The 15,686-nt window shown below is 70.7% G+C and carries 19 protein-coding genes; 5 read left to right on the top strand and 14 right to left on the bottom strand.

The genetic code is table 11. From position 1 onward, the window contains the following. Positions 1-9: 9 nt before the first annotated feature. Positions 10-1,320 (bottom strand): MFS transporter, encoded by a 1,311-nt coding sequence (locus tag ABZU76_RS18975; protein WP_354871043.1) that lies wholly within the window; start codon positions 1,318-1,320, stop codon positions 10-12. 97 nt (positions 1,321-1,417) lie between these two features. Here ABZU76_RS18975 and ABZU76_RS18980 point away from each other — a divergent pair, with 97 nt between their 5' ends. Further along, positions 1,418-2,029: a TetR/AcrR family transcriptional regulator gene (locus ABZU76_RS18980; protein ID WP_354871046.1), complete on the top strand. Its 612-nt coding sequence runs from the start codon at positions 1,418-1,420 to the stop codon at positions 2,027-2,029. A 94-nt stretch (positions 2,030-2,123) separates the two neighbouring features. Here ABZU76_RS18980 and ABZU76_RS18985 read toward each other — a convergent pair whose 3' ends face one another. Then, positions 2,124-2,339, bottom strand: coding sequence for an acyl-CoA carboxylase subunit epsilon (locus ABZU76_RS18985; protein ID WP_354871049.1), 216 nt, complete (start codon positions 2,337-2,339; stop codon positions 2,124-2,126). A gap of 8 nt (positions 2,340-2,347) precedes the next feature. Beyond that, positions 2,348-3,982, bottom strand: a complete 1,635-nt coding sequence (locus ABZU76_RS18990; protein WP_220246313.1) for an acyl-CoA carboxylase subunit beta — start codon at positions 3,980-3,982, stop codon at positions 2,348-2,350. A gap of 70 nt (positions 3,983-4,052) precedes the next feature. Between ABZU76_RS18990 and ABZU76_RS18995 the strand changes: the two genes are divergently transcribed. After that, complete coding sequence (locus tag ABZU76_RS18995; RefSeq protein WP_354871051.1) at positions 4,053-4,859, top strand: GNAT family N-acetyltransferase; 807 nt, start codon at positions 4,053-4,055, stop codon at positions 4,857-4,859. A gap of 21 nt (positions 4,860-4,880) precedes the next feature. Here the strand turns inward: ABZU76_RS18995 and ABZU76_RS19000 are convergent, their stop codons facing one another. Next, positions 4,881-5,297: a MarR family transcriptional regulator gene (locus ABZU76_RS19000; RefSeq protein ID WP_354871054.1), complete on the bottom strand. Its 417-nt coding sequence runs from the start codon at positions 5,295-5,297 to the stop codon at positions 4,881-4,883. Between the two features lie 80 nt (positions 5,298-5,377). On the opposite strand from ABZU76_RS19000, the gene ABZU76_RS19005 reads away from it, so the two are divergent. Next, on the top strand, positions 5,378-5,923 hold the full coding sequence (locus ABZU76_RS19005) for an NAD(P)H-dependent oxidoreductase (RefSeq protein ID WP_354871057.1): 546 nt from the start codon (positions 5,378-5,380) through the stop codon (positions 5,921-5,923). Positions 5,924-5,926: 3 nt separating this feature from the next. On the opposite strand, the gene ABZU76_RS19010 is transcribed toward ABZU76_RS19005, so the two are convergent. Then, a complete protein-coding gene (locus tag ABZU76_RS19010; protein WP_354871059.1) occupies positions 5,927-6,280 on the bottom strand; it encodes a helix-turn-helix domain-containing protein in 354 nt (117 codons plus the stop codon). 82 nt (positions 6,281-6,362) lie between these two features. Here ABZU76_RS19010 and ABZU76_RS19015 point away from each other — a divergent pair, with 82 nt between their 5' ends. After that, positions 6,363-7,214, top strand: coding sequence for an NAD(P)-binding domain-containing protein (locus ABZU76_RS19015; RefSeq protein ID WP_354871061.1), 852 nt, complete (start codon positions 6,363-6,365; stop codon positions 7,212-7,214). Here ABZU76_RS19015 and ABZU76_RS19020 read toward each other — a convergent pair. Further along, entirely contained in the window at positions 7,193-7,900 is a 708-nt protein-coding gene (locus ABZU76_RS19020) for an NAD(P)H-dependent oxidoreductase (protein ID WP_354871063.1), read from the bottom strand. The two genes, ABZU76_RS19015 and ABZU76_RS19020, sit on opposite strands and share 22 nt — an antisense overlap. A gap of 70 nt (positions 7,901-7,970) precedes the next feature. Here ABZU76_RS19020 and ABZU76_RS19025 point away from each other — a divergent pair, with 70 nt between their 5' ends. Further along, entirely contained in the window at positions 7,971-8,954 is a 984-nt protein-coding gene (locus ABZU76_RS19025; protein ID WP_354871065.1) for a helix-turn-helix domain-containing protein, read from the top strand. 160 nt (positions 8,955-9,114) lie between these two features. On the opposite strand, the gene ABZU76_RS19030 is transcribed toward ABZU76_RS19025, so the two are convergent. From ABZU76_RS19030 to ABZU76_RS19065, 8 genes are all read right to left on the bottom strand, one after another. Next, positions 9,115-9,948 carry an NBR1-Ig-like domain-containing protein gene (locus ABZU76_RS19030; RefSeq protein ID WP_354871067.1) on the bottom strand — a complete coding sequence of 278 codons (834 nt, stop codon included), beginning with the start codon at positions 9,946-9,948 and terminating at the stop codon, positions 9,115-9,117. A gap of 67 nt (positions 9,949-10,015) precedes the next feature. After that, positions 10,016-10,993: a hypothetical protein gene (locus ABZU76_RS19035; protein WP_354871069.1), complete on the bottom strand. Its 978-nt coding sequence runs from the start codon at positions 10,991-10,993 to the stop codon at positions 10,016-10,018. Next, positions 10,990-12,219, bottom strand: coding sequence for an MFS transporter (locus ABZU76_RS19040; protein WP_220246321.1), 1,230 nt, complete (start codon positions 12,217-12,219; stop codon positions 10,990-10,992). The genes ABZU76_RS19035 and ABZU76_RS19040 overlap by 4 nt, the downstream gene beginning before the upstream one ends. A 76-nt stretch (positions 12,220-12,295) precedes the next feature. Next, positions 12,296-13,162, bottom strand: a complete 867-nt coding sequence (locus ABZU76_RS19045) for an alkaline phosphatase family protein (RefSeq protein ID WP_354871072.1) — start codon at positions 13,160-13,162, stop codon at positions 12,296-12,298. 241 nt (positions 13,163-13,403) lie between these two features. After that, on the bottom strand, positions 13,404-14,216 hold the full coding sequence (locus ABZU76_RS19050) for a class I SAM-dependent methyltransferase (RefSeq protein ID WP_354871074.1): 813 nt from the start codon (positions 14,214-14,216) through the stop codon (positions 13,404-13,406). After that, positions 14,213-14,539 carry a VOC family protein gene (locus ABZU76_RS19055; RefSeq protein ID WP_354871076.1) on the bottom strand — a complete coding sequence of 109 codons (327 nt, stop codon included), beginning with the start codon at positions 14,537-14,539 and terminating at the stop codon, positions 14,213-14,215. Before ABZU76_RS19055 ends, ABZU76_RS19050 begins: the two co-directional genes overlap by 4 nt. Further along, complete coding sequence (locus ABZU76_RS19060; protein WP_354871078.1) at positions 14,536-14,685, bottom strand: CopG family transcriptional regulator; 150 nt, start codon at positions 14,683-14,685, stop codon at positions 14,536-14,538. The genes ABZU76_RS19055 and ABZU76_RS19060 overlap by 4 nt, the downstream gene beginning before the upstream one ends. Positions 14,686-14,711: 26 nt before the next feature. After that, on the bottom strand, positions 14,712-15,638 hold the full coding sequence (locus ABZU76_RS19065) for an AraC family transcriptional regulator (RefSeq protein ID WP_354871080.1): 927 nt from the start codon (positions 15,636-15,638) through the stop codon (positions 14,712-14,714). Between the last annotated feature and the right edge of the window lie 48 nt (positions 15,639-15,686).

A 15,686-nucleotide genomic window follows, 5' to 3' on the forward strand; every position in this document is an offset into this window, starting at 1 on the left:
TCCAGAACCTCAGTCGGCCACGTGCTGCAGCTGCTTCCGAGCCTCCCGCGCCCGCTTCCCCCACAGCGAGTACCAGCCGGAAATACCCGTCCCCACCGTCAGCGCGGCCGCGCTCAGCCCGAGTGACCAGTGCACCCCCACCGCCGCACCGAGCAGGCCGACGGTGAACCCGCTCCCGGCGCGCAGGCCGTTGGCAGAGACGTTGTAGACCCCGATCACCCGCCCGCGTTCGGCCGGTTTCGCCAGCAGCTGCACCACCGTCTGCCCGATCGACATAGACGCCAGGTTCGCGACACCGCCGATCACCAGCAGTACCAACGCCAGCGGATAGCTTGCCGTCATCGCGAAGAACAGGCTCGACAACCCGTAGATCGCCGTGCTGACCACCGCCGCGAACACGCTCGGTTTGATCCGGCCCGTCGCCTCCAGCAGGATGCCGCCGAGCACACCGCCGGCGCCGTTGGCGAACAGCAGCACGCCGTACGCCGTGCCGGCGCTGCCCGCGCCCAGGTCCTGGGCGAAGATCGGCATCGCGCTCTGCAGGGAAGCGCCGACGAAGAACGCGCCGAGCCCGGCCAGGATGATCATCCCGACCATCGTCGGGTTCGCGCCGACCTCACGCAGGACCCGCACCGAGTCGAACAGCCCCACGCGCGGCCGCGCCACGATGCCGCCGTCGCGCGTGTGGCCGGTGAACTTGGTGCGGAACAAGAAGATCGTGAGCGGCAGGTAGAACGCGACGTTCACGAAGATCCCCGCCACCGGCCCCAGTCCGAGCAGCAGTGCCGACCCGACGACCGGGCCGAAGAGAATTCCCAGGCTGCGGAAGGTCGCGTTGAGCCGCACCGCGCTCGGCAGCTCGGACGGGCCGACGAAGTCGTGGAGCATCAGCTGTTCGCCCGGACCCCAGACCGCGCCCGCGACACCGTGCAGGATCAGCAGCACGCACGCGCTCCAGATCTGCAGCGTGTCGGTGAGGATCAGCACGCCCCACAGTGCCGACACGAGCATGAACAACACCTGCGCGGCCTGGATGATCCGCCGGCAGTCGTGCCGATCGGCCAGCCCGCCGAAGTACACCGAGAACAGCAGGAACGGCACCCAGTGGCTGATCACCTCGAAGCCGGTGAGCGCGGGCGAGTGGAACTTCTCCCACAGCACCCAGTACGTGATGACGTGCTCGATGTTGTCGGCCATCATCGCCAGCGCCGCGCCGAACAGGTACGGGCGGCAGTCCTTGTTGTACAGCGCGGCGAACTTGCGCGGCGCGGTCGTGACCGCGCCGTCCCCGCCGCCTTCCTCCAGGACGTGCGTCGGCACGCCACACGCGGAACACATGTCGAGTGACCCCCTTTTGCCGCGGCCTACGCTAGACGCGACGTTGCGTCTTGTCTAGAAGCCGATTAGGCTCGCCGAGGTGGGAAACACCACTGCACCGGACACGCGCCGGCATCACGGGAATCGCTACGGCCGCAGCGAAGACGCACGCCGCGCCGTGCTGGAGGCCGCCGACGACCTGCTGGTGGAACACGGTTTCGCCGGGCTCACGATCGAGCGGATCGCGGCGGCCGCGGGCGTGGCGAAGCAGACGATCTACCGCTGGTGGCCGTCCAAAGTGGACATCCTGCTGGACGCGCTTGGCGACGACCTCGCCGAGGAGCTCGTGCCGCCCGACCACGGCGACCTGCGCCGCGACCTGCGGGAGCACCTCGCGGCTGTCGCGACCTTCCTGACCACGGCCGACGCCGGCGCGGTGTTCCGCGCGCTGATCGGCCAGGCGCAGCACGACCCGGAGCTGGCCGCGCGGCTGCGCGCGGAGCAGATCCACGGGCAGCACGAACGCGACCGGCTGCCGTTCGAACGGGCGGTCGCCCGCGGCGAGCTCCCCGCCGACACCGAGCTCGACTGCCTGGTGGAGCAGGCCATCGGGCCCGTCCACTACCGCGTGCTGGTCACCGGCGCGCCCGTCACGCGTGAGTTCACCGACGCACTGGCCGACCGCGTCGTCAACTCGTGCGCCGACATCTGACGCGCCACCCCAATGTGGCGTTGGTTGCGTTCAACGCACCCAATGCGGCGTTCGTTGCGTTGAGCGCACCGAACGCCACATTGGGGCGCTTGGGTCAGCGGGGCAGGGCGGAAGCGCGCCACGCGCCGTCACCTGGCGCGGGCGAAGTGCCCAGCCGCGTCGCGCGGTCGTTCCACCACGACGTCCGCCGCTCGGGCGCGGGCGAGCCACCCGAAGACGCCGCCACCGCCGCGACAACGGCGGTGAGGGCGGCGAGTTCGGCGTCGTCCGGGTTGCCGCGGACGACGCGGAGCAAGGGGCGATCGCTCACGGGAGACCTCACAGGGGGATGTTGCCGTGCTTCTTGGGCGGCAGCGTTTCGCGCTTGGTCTTCAGCAGTGCCAGCGCCTTCGTGATGTGGCCGCGCGTGTGCGCCGGCACGATCACCGAGTCGACGTACCCGCGTTCGGCGGCGGCGTACGGGTTCAGCAGCGTGTCCTCGTACTCCTGGATCAGCTCGGCGCGCAGCGCGTCGACGTCACGCCCCTCGGCCGCGGCGGCCGCCAGTGTCTTGCGGTGCACGATGTTCGCCGCGCCCTGCGCGCCCATCACGGCGACCTGCGCGGTCGGCCAGGCCAGGTTGACGTCGGCGCCGAGGTGCTTGGAGCCCATCACGTCGTACGCGCCGCCGTAGGCCTTGCGCGTGATCACGGTGACCAGCGGGACCGTGGCCTCCGCGTAGGCGTAGATCAGCTTCGCGCCGCGGCGGATGATGCCGTTCCACTCCTGGTCGGTGCCGGGCAGGAAGCCGGGCACGTCCACGAAGGTGAGCACGGGGATGTTGAACGCGTCGCACGTGCGCACGAACCGCGCAGCCTTCTCCGACGCCGCGATGTCGAGGCAGCCGGCGAACTGCGTCGGCTGGTTCGCGACCACACCCACGCTCTGGCCGTCGACGCGGCCGAAGCCCACGAGGATGTTGGGCGCGAAGAGCTCGTGGACCTCGAGGAACTCGCCGTCGTCGAGCACGCGGGTGACGACCTCGTGCATGTCGTACGGCGTGTTCGGCGAGTCGGGGATGATCGTGTCGAGCTCGCGGTCGGTGTCGGTCACGTCGTCGAAGAACCCGGCGGGCTCACCCGGCTCGAATGCCGGCGGCTCGGACAGGTTGTTCTGCGGCAGGTACGACAGCAGTTCCTTGACGTAGGCGATCGCGTCCTCGTCGTCGGAGCCGAGGTAGTGCGCGACGCCGGACTTGGTGTTGTGCGTGCGCGCGCCGCCGAGCTCCTCGAAGGTCACGTCCTCGCCCGTCACGGTCTTCACGACGTCCGGGCCGGTGATGAACATCTGCGACGTCTCGTCGACCATCACCACGAAGTCGGTGAGCGCGGGGGAGTAGACGTGCCCGCCGGCGTTCGCGCCCATGATCAGGGAGATCTGCGGGATCACGCCCGACGCGTGGGTGTTGCGGCGGAAGATCTCGGCGTAGAGGCCGAGGGAGACCACGCCTTCCTGGATGCGCGCGCCGCCGCCCTCGTTCATGCCGATGATCGGGCAGCCGGTCTTGATCGCGAGGTCCATGACCTTCACGATCTTCTCGCCGTACACCTCGCCGAGCGCGCCGCCGAAGACCGTGACGTCCTGGGAGAACACGCACACGGGCCGGCCGTTGACGGTGCCGTAGCCCGAGACCACGCCGTCGCCGTAGGGGCGGTTCTTCTCCAGCCCGAAGTTCGTGGAGCGGTGGCGCGCCAGCTCGTCGAGCTCGACGAACGACCCCTCGTCGAGCAGCAGGTCGATGCGCTCGCGGGCCGTCTTCTTGCCCTTGGCGTGCTGCTTCTCGATGGCACGCTCGGATCCGGCGTGCACGGCCTCGTCGTAGCGGCGGTAGAGGTCCGCGAGCTTGCCGGCCGTGGTGTGGATGTCCGGTTCTTCCTCGGGCGGAGTCCCGAGCGGCTGCGTCGCACTGCTCATGAAGCGGAGCTTAGCTACCGCCAGGTCGCTTCGCGTGTGGCGTACGCCTCCCCGGGCATAGGCTGGCTGCGTGCTTCCCGTCCGCCCGCTCGGGCCCGCCGACCTGTCCGCTTGCCTCGACCTCGGAGCCGACCGCGACTGGCCGCGGGAGCAGCGCAAGTGGTCGATCCTGCTCGACGTCGGCCGCGGTTTCGGCATCGACGCACCTGACGGCGGGCTCGCCGCCACCTCGATTCTGGTGGAGACGGGACCGGTCGCGTCGATCTCAATGGTCGTGGTTGCCGCCCGGTACGGACGCCAGGGTCTGGGCGGCCGCGTGACGGCCGAAGCGGTTTCGGCCGCGGGCGACGCCACGGTGTTCCTGCACGCGAGTGAATTCGGGCTGCGGCTGTACGAGTCCCTGGGCTTCGTGGTCGACGGCGGCTGCGAAGGCCACATCGGCGTGCTCGCCGACGACGGCGGTCCGGTTTCGCGGCCGATCACGCCGGCCGACGTGGCCCGGGTGTACTCACTCGACGCCGGCGCGCAGGGCTTCGCGCGGGAGGCGCTGCTGGACCGGCTGCTGTTCGAGGCCGAGCACGTCCACGTGACCGACGACGGGTTCGCTCTGGGCACCGTGCTGGACGGGGTGACGGTGATCGGTCCGGTGGTCGCGCCCGACGAGGAGCGGGCCCGGGCGTTGATCCGCGGCATCGCGCGGGCGGCCGGCGGACGGATCCGGGTGGACGTGGATCTGGCCCAGGCGGGCCTTTCCGAGTGGTGCCGTGCGTCGGGGCTGCTGCCGATCGGCCCGGCTCCCCGGCTGGTCCACGGCGGTAGGTCGCTGCCGGGCGAAGCGGCGCGGAGGTTCGCGCCGTACAACCGCGCGCTGGGCTGAGCTTCTCGGGGCGGTCCGGAGTCAGGCGGTTCGGACCGACGCGATCGCGGCTGCGAGCGACGGGTCGGCGCCCGCCTTGTCGAGCGCGGCCGTGAGAGTGGTGCGGTAGGTCGTCTCGACCTCGTCATGCCGGGCTCGGCCTGCTTCGGTGATCACGGAGTAGACGCCCCGGCGGTCGTCTTCGCAGAGATCGCGGACGCTCAGGCCCCGGTCCTCGAGGCGCGCGACCATGCGGCTGACCGAGCTCTGGTTGAGCCCCACCGCCTCGGCCAGCTCCTGCATCCGCAGCTCGCCCTTGGGCGCGGCGGCCAGCTTGCCGAGCGCGCGGTACTCGGACAACCCGATGCCGTGCTTGCGCTGCAAGGCTTTCGCCAGCTCCTGCTCGACTCGGGTGTGGAGCAGGAGCAGCCGGCCCCACGCGTCTTCGTCGTTGCTCATCGGCCCTCCCCTTGACGTCAGAGTACATGCAGTGACAACATTTGAATGCACATGCATAGACTTGATGGGGAGAGATCGTGATGGATCGGAGCTTCCTGTTCCTGGTGGCGGCCGCTCGCGCCGGGGGCAACACGGAGATGCTGGCCCGGCGCGCCGCGAGGGAGATCCCCCGGCAGCACGAGCAAACGTGGATCCGGCTGCCGGAGGTGCCGCTGCCCGCGTTCGAGGACCGGCGGCACGGCTTCGGCGAGCACCCGGAGCCGGCGGGTTACGAGAAGGTGCTGATGGACGCGACGTTCGCGGCCACGGACCTGGTGATTGCCTCGCCGGTGTACTGGTACTCGGTGGCGGCGAGCGTGAAGCTGTACCTGGACTACTGGTCGGGGTGGATGCGGGTGCCGGGGGCGGAGTTCAAGGCTCGGATGAAGGGCAAGACGCTGTGGGGCGTCAGCGTGCTGAGCGAGGGGCCCGAGCAGGCCGACCCGCTGGTGGGCACGCTGGAGAAGACCGCCGCGTACTTGGGCATGCACTGGGGTGGTGTGCTGCTGGGCAACGGGAGCAGGCCCGGCGACGTGCTGGCCGACGATGCGGCCATGAAGTCGGCCGAGTCGTTTTTCACCGGGTAGGAGTCAGCGACCACGTGCCGGCAGCGCCCCTCGGGTGGTGGCGATGTGGTGCATATTCGTCTCGCCCCATTCGCCGAGGGTCAGCAGTGCGGTGTTGAGCGCCTGCCCGCGCTCGGTGAGCGAGTACTCGACACGCGGTGGGATCTCGGCGTAGGCCTCGCGGTGCACGATCCCGTCGTGCTCCAGCTCGCGCAACGACTGGATCAGCATCTTCTCGCTGATCCCCGCCACGCTGCGCTTGAGATCCCCGAACCGCAGCGGCTCCTTGTGCAACGCCCAGAGCACCAACGACTTCCAGCGGCCGCCGATCACGTCGATGGCCGCGTCGAGACCGCAGTTGTACCTGCGTGGCTGCATCCTCGATCCTTACGTTCGGGTGGGCACCGCACAAATTAGTCGGTACTTGTTCCCAGTAAAGCCACCCCGCAGCATCGGTGCCATGCAAAAGAATCCGAAGCAGGTGAGCGTGCTCGGGCTGGGGCGGATGGGCTCGGCGCTCGCGGCGGCGTTCACGCGCGCCGGGTACGACGTCACGGTGTGGAACCGCACGCCCGGGAAGGCCGCCGGGTTCGCCGTGCTGGCCGATCCCGCCGAGGCACGTGGGGTCGTCGTCACCTGTCTGTCCACATGTGACATCCAGCGACCGGTGCTCGAACGGCTCCCCGCCGGGACGACGCTGGTCAACCTGACCTCTGGCACGCCCGCCGAAGCCCGCGCCACGGCGGAGTGGGCTTCGCAGCACGGCATTACCTACGTCGACGGCGTGATCATGGCCGTGCCGCAGGCGATCGGCACGCCGTCGGCCCGGCTTCTCTTCGCCGGCGCCGAGACCGCGTTCGCGGAGCACCGGGAGCTGCTCGAAGTCCTGGGCACGACGACGTTCCTCGGCGCCGACGTCGGGTTGCCCGCGGCCTATGACCTGGCACTGCTCGGCATCATGTGGACCACCATGGCCGGCTACCTGCACGCGTTGGCGCTGGTCGGCGGCGAGGGTGTGGCGCCGGAGCGGTTCACGCCGGTGGCGACGGGCTGGCTCGACGCCGTGGGGGCGAACCTGCCGCGGCTCGGGGAGGCGGTGGCGTCCGGGGATTACCGGACGGAAGTGTCCTCTGTGGACATCAACGCGCGCGGGCTGGCGCACCTCGTCGAGGCTTCGCGAGGCCTCGACGCGCGAGTGCCGACGGCGGTGCGTGAGCTGTTCGAGCAGGCGGTCGCGAACGGTCAAGGCAAGCATGGGGTGGCCAGCGTGGTCGAGGTGATCCGACAGTCTCAGGGTGTGCCGCAGAGGTGAACGTCCAGGCCTTCGCGGCCGGGCGCCACTTCGGGGCGCAGCACGAGGTCGCGGCCGTAGTCGCCGCCGTTCTGGTGGCGGAACGGGAGGGGTGAAGCCGTCTCGAGGTCACTCAGCCGGGCCCGCAAGGCTGAAGCCGCCGAGGCGAACGCACACGCCGTCATGCGGTCCGCGTCGTACACGGCGAAAGGCGGCAGCACCGACATGCCGGTGTAGAAGAGCGTGCCGTGCTGGAGGCCGAAGAGCAGGTCGGGCAGCGGGCCGTTGACACCGCGCGGGCCGAGGGCCGGCGCGGGCGAGCCGGTGGTGACGACGACCAGCGCGCGTTTGCCGGCCAGCGCGCCTTCGCCGTAGCGGGCGGGGCGGCCGTCGGGGCGGTGGACGTCGTAGGCGTAGCCCTTCACGAAGACGCGGTCGAACCAGCCCTTCAGCATGGCGGGCGTGCCGTACCACCAGAGCGGGAACTGGAAGACCACGGCATCGGCCCAGGTCAGCTTGGCCTGTTCGGCGCGGACGTCGTCCGGAACCGCCGCGATCTCGTCGACGACCGGGTTCCAGTGCATGGCGTACAGATCCGACTCGCGCACTTCGTGGCCGAGGGCGCGCAGCGTCGCCAGGCCCTCGTCGCGCAGCGCGCCGCCGAGGGAGTGCGGGTCGGGGTGGGCGAAGAGCCAGAGGACGTTCATGTCGCCAGGGTCGCTCGCGGTCCGGCCCGGAAAAAGTGGCCCGATGGACAACCTGTGAAAGAATCGGGCCATGTCCGTTTTCCGGCACCCGGAGAGGCATCACGTGGCGGTGCTCGTGCGCCACGGCATGCTCGTGATGGAGCTCGGCATCGTGCACCGGCTGTTCGGCCAGGCGCGCTCGGCCGAGGGCGAGCCGCTGTACGAGGTCCTCACCTGCACACCCGAGCCCGGCGACGTCCGCACCGACTCCGACGTCGTCATCCCCGTCGCGGTCGGGCCGGAGGCGATCGCCGAGGCCGACACGGTGGTGATCCCGGCGTCTTCGCTCGAGTACGAGCCCACCGGCCGCGAGTACCCGCCGGCACTGGCCGGCGCCATCGACCGCATCCGCCCCGGCGCGCGCATCGCGTCGATCTGCACCGGCGCCTTCGTGCTCGCCGCCGCGGGCCTGCTCGACGGGCGCCGCGCGACCACGCACTGGCGTTCGGCGTGCGAGTTCCAGCTGGAGTACCCGCGGGTGAAGCTGGACCCTGACGTGCTCTACACCGAGGACGGCAACGTCTTCACCTCCGCCGGCGTCGCGTCCGGCATCGACCTCTGCCTGCACTTGATCCGGCGCGACTTCGGCGCGGCCGTGGCCAACGAGGTCGCGCGTGGCACCGTCGTCTCCCCGCACCGCGAGGGCGGGCAGGCGCAGTTCATCCGCCGCCCGGTGCCCGAGCCGCAGACCGCGTCGACGGGCGCGGCGCGGGCGTGGGCGCTGGAGCACCTCGACCGGCCGCTGACGCTGCGCGACCTGGCGTCGAAGGAGGCGATGAGCGTGCGGACCTTCACGCGGCGCTTCCGCGAGGAGGTCGGGATCTCGGCCTTGCAGTGGCTCACGCAGCAGCGCGTGGAACGCGCGCGGCAGCTGCTGGAGGAGACGGACCTGCCGATCGACCGCATCGCGACCGATTGCGGCTTCGGCACGGCGGCGTCGCTGCGCCAGCACCTGCAGAGCGCGCTCGGGGTGTCGCCCAGCGCCTACCGGAGCACGTTCCGCCGCACGGCGTGAAATCGGCGGTCCGTGGGGCGCCCTTCGCCCGGGCCACCCCACGGACCGACCCCCAGAATCCGTCGAAGACGGGGGAGGCACGCCTTCGCTGCGATCCATTTTCCGGCGGGAACGGGATGTTCGGTACCGACCTGACCAGGTCTTACAGAATCTGACAGCGTCAGGGGACGACGGTCACGAGCACGTACACCGGACGCTTCGTCGTGAAGAACTCCGTGCCCGCGGCGTCGACCATCTTCCAGCCGATCCAGCAGCGGCCCGGCGCGTCCGACGCCGTCAGCGGCACGCTGATCATCACGTGCTCGCCGGGCGCGGTGTCGCCGATCAGCACGCGGTCGGGCGTGCGGCAGGTGCCCGGGGCGGGCGGCAGGTCCATGCGCTGCAGGTAGCGCTCGTGCCAGCGGACCGAACCCGAGTTCTCGAGCTCCCACACCTTCTGCACGGTCACGCCGACGTGCACCGCCGCGCCGTCGGGCACCGTCACGTCGGCGATGAACTTGGTGTTGTCGCCGGGGACGCGGGCGCTCGCGTCGCCCGCCGGAGCGTTCAGCTTGCCGGGGATGACGAACGCGGCCACCGCGGCCAGCACGGCGATCACGGCAGCGACCACGACCAGCGCGTTCCGCCGGGTGGAGCGCTTGCGCGGCGGCGGGGCGAGGCGGACACCTTCGACGTCCGGCTCGGGACTGCGAGGCTCGGCAGGACCCGGCGTGGCCTGCGCGGCCACGGCGACGGGTTCCGGCACCGGTGGCACGCCCTTGAGCTCCACCCACCGCGCCCGCCACGGCTCTTCGCCCGCGCCACACGCCTTCACGAACTCCCGCGTGGTCTCCCACGACGGGAACCGCGTGCCCTTCACCGCCTCGTGCAAGGTGGTGTGGGAGATGCAGCCGGAGCGCTCGGCCATCTTGCGGAACGACGGGTTGCCGGCGCTCGCGCGCAACGCGGCCAGCTCCGCGGCGAGCACGTCGGCCGGGTCCGGCTCCGCGCTCATCGCTCTCCCTGGGTGTCAGATCCGCTGTTCCGGACAAGTCTGACACCCGTCGGGGTCCGGGCGACGGTCAGCCCAGCGCCGCCGGCGACTCCGCGTCCGGCACGAGCACGCGCGGCACGCCGCTGCCGTCGGCCGGCACCGTCCAGACGTCCGAGTGCTGGGTGCCGCGCGGGATGGCGTATGCGACGGAGCGCTCGTCGAGCCACGCCGCCTGGTCGTCGACGCTGCGGGTCTCGGCCAGCGGCGTCACGCGGCCCGACGCCAGGTCGAGCACCGACAGGCGCCAGCCCTTCGCGGGGTCGTCGTCGATGGCCGACTTGAACGCGATGCGCGTGCTGTCCGGCGACAGCGACGGGCACTCCACGTTCTCCCGCAGCGACACGATCGTGTGCGCCCGGAAGTCGCCGCGCACGAGGTAGCGGTGCCCGGCCGTGGACATCGTGGCGTAGAAGGTGTGGTCGTCGCGGGTGAACGTGACGCCCCAGAAGTTGAGGTCCACGGCCTGGTAGGGCTTGCCGTTCAGCGTCACCGCGAAGTCCTCCAGCGTCGGGGCCAGCTCGCCCGTGCGCGTGTCGAGGATGCCGGCGCGCGTGGAGAACACACCGCCGTTGTAGGAGTCGCCGGTGACGAACACCGTCCACGCGACCAGGTTGCCGCTCGGCGAGACGCGTGCGCGGTTGGGCAGCCCGACCAGCGGGATCTCGCGCTTCGACGTGAGCCCGGAGTCGAGCACCGCCAGCTGGTACGTCGTCAGGTCGCCGTCCTGGCGCAGGCACAGGCCGGTGCCCGCAGCGGCGTAGACGCGCGCGCACGTCACGGGCGACACCGCGCGCGGGCCGCCCGGGTCTGCCACTGACACCGTGACGACGTGGCCGCGCGAGGCGTCGGCCGTGCTGCGCACGAGCAGCCGCGGGCCGGGAGCCAGGGACACCGTGCCGGTGGCCGCGACGTCGCGGTTGCGCGCCGCCGCCATCCCGACGTACACCGCTGCCGCGGCGACCAGCACCACGACGCCCGCCACTGCAACCAAGATCCGCGTTTTCATCGCGCCTTCCGAAGGAGTCCGAACGTCACCACGATCGCGAGCACGGCCGCGCCCGCCGCCACGGCCATCGACGGCCCGATGCCCCACACCTGCCACGCCAGCCCGAACAGCGCGGACGAGACGAAGTACGCCACCGCCTGGCCGGTCTGGATGAGCGAGATGCCCGTGGTCCGCAGGGCTTCCGGCAGCACCGGTCCCGCCAGCGCCATCAGCACGCCGTCGGTGGCCGCGTAGAACGCGCCGTAGAGCGCGAGCGACAGCACCACCAGCGGCCAGCCCGACACGGGCCCGGCCAGCAGCAGGTAGACCACGACCAGCGCGCCGTAGCCGCAGAGCACCACCGGCAGCCGCCCGAACCGGTCGGCCAGCGAGCCGAGCGGCGCGGCCAGCACGAGGTAGGCGAGGTTCGTGCCCACGGCCAGCAGCGGGAACCAGCCCGTGCCGATGTCTTCGCGGCGTTGCAGCAGCAGGTAGACGAAGCCGTCGCCGATAGTCGCTGTGCCGAGCACGCACGCGGCGATCAGCAGCCGCCGTACGGGCGCGGACTTCAGCAACGCTGCCGCCGCGCGAGGGGACACCGTGCCCGTGGCGGGGCGCGGCGTGCGGTGGTCCCGCACGAAGAGGATCAGCAGCAGCACGCCGATCGCCGCGATGCAGAAGCTGGTGACGAACACGGCGTCGAACGCGTCGGTGCTCGAAGCGCCGACCAGTGCGAGCACGCCCAGCGCCACGAGCGGTCCCGCGAACGCACCGGCGCTGTCCATCGCGCGGTGCACGCCGAACGCGCGCCCGAGCATGTCCTGCGGCGCTGACAAGGTGATCAGCGCGTCGCGCGGGGCCGTGCGCAGGCCTTTCCCGGTGCGGTCGGCGGTGATCACCGCGCCGATCGCGCCCGCCGACGCGCCGGCGGCGACGAGCCCGAGCTTCGCGACGGCCGAGATCGCGTACCCGATCCCGGCGATGGTCTTGCGCCGGCTCACGCGGTCGGCGAGGTAGCCGCCGACGAGCCGCAACAGCGCTGTCGCGCCGGTGTAGAGGCCGTCGACCAGGCCGTAGATCGCGGGGCTCAGGTGCAGGCTGAGGACGAGGTAGATGGGCAGCACCGCCGTGACCATCTCCGAGGAGATGTCCGTGACGAGGCTGACGGTGCCGAGCGCGAGCACGTTCGCGGCGATCTTCCCTCGGGAGACCTTGTGCTCGCGGCGGCCGATGGTGGAGAGGTACACGAACGCGCCCTTCTGGAGCCCGCGGGCGCGCCCCCTGTGTCCACAGTGGACACAGGGGACACGCCCGCGGGAGGGATCACTGCCAGACGTCGAGGATCGGCGACTTGCTCGCCGCGCCCGCGATCCCCGGCAGGCCGTAGGAGGCCTCGATGGTGCGCAGGACCGTGTAGTGGTTGATGGATTCGGAGTAGCTGCCCGGCTTCACGTGGGCGCCGACGAACGTGGTGTAGATCTGGTTGACCGAGGTGCCGCTGTCCTCGTCGAACGTGACGATCAGCAGGCTGTTGTGCGTCTTGGCCCACTGCGCGTACGAGTCGAGGTGGCTCTTGAGCCAGGTGTCACCCGTGCCGATCGAGCAGTCGTGCATGTCGCTGCACATGTTCGGCGTCACGAAGGAAACCGTGGGCAGCGTCGTGTAGTCGGTGGGGAAGCTGGAGTAGCGGACGTTGCTGGCCGCCGGGACGTTCGAGAAGTCCACCCAGCTGTTGTGCTTGCGCATGTAGGTGCCGCTGGAGCAGCCGGTGTAACCGTCCGACGGCATCGACTCGGAGTAGCCCTTGAACGACTTGCCGGCGCCGATCAGCTGCTGGCCGAGGTTGGCCTTGTTGCCGAGGTTGGCGGGGCAGGAGTCGCTCGTGACGCCCTGGGTGGCGCCGGAGAACAGGGCGACGTAGTTGGGCTGGCTGGGGTGGGTGATGGCGAAGGAGCTGGTGAACTTCGCGCCTTGGCTCGCCAAGGACGTGAAGTACGGAGCGGCCGACGAGGTGATGGACGAGGCCTTCTTGTTCTCGAACATCACCAGCACGACGTGGTCGAACGCCGGCACGGCCGCGGCGGCGGGCGCCACGTCCGGTTCGCCGGTGTTCGTCGCGGCTGCCGTGACAACACCGGCCGCGGCCAGCGTCGCCGCGGCGAGCGCGGCCACGATCCGCTTGCGGATCATGAGTCCTCCTGGGTCGGGGGGAAGGGCGACTCATGATGGGGACGCCAGCGGGCCGGGGTGTGCCCGGTTGGGGTCCGGCGCGTGGTCGGAAAATGAACAACTGGGTTATTTGCCCTGGCTCCGCCGGGGGCGGGCGAGATCGCCTTTGAGCCGGTTTCCGGATGGAGCAGTCGGATCGGCCGGAGGGCCGATCGCACTGCCCCATCCGGAAACCGGCGCGATCCCGCGGGTGGTTACGCGTTCAGACGGTGGCGACCAGGAAGTCCTCTCCGGTGGACGGTCGCAAGCCGTCCGCGCGGCCGGCGAAGTACTGCTCGGCCAGGGCGGTTCCGGAGACGTGGCGGACGTCGGTGAACCCGGCGTCGCGGGCCATCGTCAACATTTCCTCCGGCCTGTAGAAGCTGACGAACGGGGTGCCCGCGGCTTTGGCGCCGTCCTGGCTCGCGCGCAGGCCCGGGCGGTCCGTGGTGTCGAGCAGGTCCTGGGGCAGGAGGAAGGTCATGGCCAGCGTTGTGCCCTTCGCCAGGTCGGCGATGGCGCGCAGGGTTTCCGCCGTGGTGGCCTTCGACAGGTACATGCTCACGCCCGTGGACGCGAAAACCGCGGGTCGCGTCGGGTCGAAGCCGGCGGCCTTCAGCTCGGTGGCCCACGACTGGCCGGATTCGAAGTCGACGGGCACCAGCGTCGGCAGCGGGTAGCCGAGGGCTGACAGGCGCTCGCGTTTCCAGGCCTGGGTGCCGGGTTGGTCGATCTCGAAGACAGTGGTCTTTCCGGGGCAACGCTGGGCGAAGGAATCGAGGCCGGCACCGAGGATCACGTACTGGGTGGCTCCTCGTTCGAGCACCAGCTCCTCGACGAACCGCGCCCGCGCGACCATGCTCGCCCGAAACCCTTGCGTCGCAACGGGATCCATGTCCGGCTGCTGCCGCCAGCCCTCGTCGGGCGCCGCCAGCTCCAGGCCGACGCGGTCCTCGAACACGTGCGGCGCAGCGTCCACTTCGAGGTGCAAGGCGCGCCACAACGCGGTGCGCAGCGCGGTGTTGTCGACGCTCATGCCTGCAGCGTCCACAAGCGACCGTCGGGATCGCGCACGGTCATCTCTTCCGTGCCGTAGTGCGTGGGTTCGTACGGGGTCACGACGTCGACGTCCGGGCCCGGTTCGGCCGCGCCGGGCGCCCTCAGCACGAGCCGTGTATGCGTCTCCTGCGTGTCCGGCACCTCGGCGATGAACACGGACGGCCCCTGCTTGCCGCGGAACTGCCCGGAGTGGTGGTCGGTCTCGAACTCCAGCTCAAACCCCAGCGACTGGAAGAACTTCGCGGCTTTGCCCCAGTTGTGCGTTTCGAGGAATACGGCCTCGATGCCTTCGGTGGTCATTCGCTCTCCTCCCCGAGGTACTCGCGCAGCGCCTCTGCGACCAGCGCGGACAGCGACGAGCCCGTCTCGATCGCGCGGATCTTCACCTGCTTGATCAGGCTGACCGGCAGGTACACGTTGAACTGCTTCACGTCCTCGTCGCCCACGCTCTCGAAGCTAGCATGCTAGCAAGCTAGCCCGCAACGGTCCGGCGCCAGTCCGAAGGGCTGACGCCCCGGGCGCGCTTGAACGCCACGCTGAACGCGAACGCGTCGGTGTAACCGGTCTCGCGGGCGACTTGGGCGATGGGGTTTTCCGTGTCCCGCAACAGATCTGCCGCCAGCGTCATGCGCCAGCCGGTGAGGTAGGTGAGCGGCGGTTCGCCGACGAGCGTCGCGAACCGGGCGGCGAACGCGGCTCGGGACAGGCCGACTTCGGCGGCCAGCTCGCCGACCGTCCACCGGTGCGCGGGATCGCCGTGCAGCAGCCGCAGCGCCTCGCCGACGCCCGGGTCGGCCAGCGCGCGGTACCACGACGGCGGGGTCGGCGACTCGGCGCACCAGGCCCGCAAAGCCTGCACCAGCACCAGATCCAGCAGCCGGTTGAGCACGGCGCCCTGGCCCGGTTCGTCGCGGGAGACCTCGGCGGCGAGCAGGTCGAGCGTCGCGCCCGTGCGTGGTCCCGCCGGCACCACGGCCAGCTCCGGCAGGAGGGCGAGGAGTCGATCGCTGACCTCGCCGTGGAGTTCGTACGCGGCCCGGAGCATCACGGTCGCGCCGGGCAGCCCGTCGCCGTACGTGCGCGGGGCGAGAAACCAGTGCTCCGTCGTGGGTTCACCGCTGGGCAGGTACTTGCGGTTTCCGCGGATCGTGACCTGCTCGGCCGTGCCCGGGTCGTCGGCGATCGTGTAGTCGCGGCTGGTGACCAGCGCGATGTCCCCGGCTTCGAGGCGCACCGGCTCGCCGCCGACCCGGATCGACGCGTGGCCGCCGAGCGTGGCCATCACGGTGAGCGCGGGAGCGTCCGCGTACGCGACCGACCAAGGCGGGCGCTGGATCAGCTGGCGCACGAGCGCGGTCCTCGCGCGGGCGCGGTGCAGAAGGTCGGTGAGCACGTCCATGACTCCGACGGTAGACGATCGCAAAGGAATCCTGGACCGTCGACCATG

The organism is Amycolatopsis sp. NPDC005232, from assembly GCF_040607795.1.
Lineage (GTDB): Bacteria > Actinomycetota > Actinomycetes > Mycobacteriales > Pseudonocardiaceae > Amycolatopsis.